The organism is Streptococcus fermentans (assembly GCF_040888305.1).
GTDB classification, from domain to species: Bacteria; Bacillota; Bacilli; order Lactobacillales; family Streptococcaceae; genus Streptococcus; species Streptococcus fermentans.
Genome location: NZ_JBFNFG010000027.1, coordinates 1 through 412, shown reverse-complemented (window position 1 = coordinate 412; position 412 = coordinate 1). Strand labels below are relative to the sequence as shown.

The window sequence follows — 412 nt, the reverse complement described above, 5'->3', positions numbered from 1 at the left end:
GCATCTGGTAACGTTAAGTTCTCTAAACTTGAGTTCAAGAAAGGCCAAGAAGGCGTACACAACTACACAGTAGAAGAAGTTAAAGGCTCAGACGCAACCGTTACATACGACACAATGAAAGCGAATGTAACAGTTACAGTTAAACACGATGGAACAGCTAAAGTTCTTATCGCGACTGTAGGCGACATTGCGGATAAAGAATTTAACAACCGTGTAACTCCTCCAGAAGAACCTAAGTTCCAACCAGAGAAATACGTTGTTTCTGAAGAGAAATTCGATATCACTGGTGACAAGCTCGTTGACGATGACAAAGAATTGGCAGATAAGTACGCAGATACCAATGCCAACCCATATGCGGATGATGCAACAAACAACGAAGCTCAAAACTTGAATACCAAGACTGTTAAACGTG

At 41.5% G+C, this 412-nt stretch carries 1 protein-coding gene; it reads left to right on the top strand.

Annotation, left to right across the window (positions count from 1 at the left end; all coding sequences use genetic code 11):
- Positions 1–412, top strand: a 412-nt coding sequence (locus AB2B50_RS09690; protein WP_320693335.1) for a Spy0128 family protein, incomplete at both ends; no start/stop codon positions are given.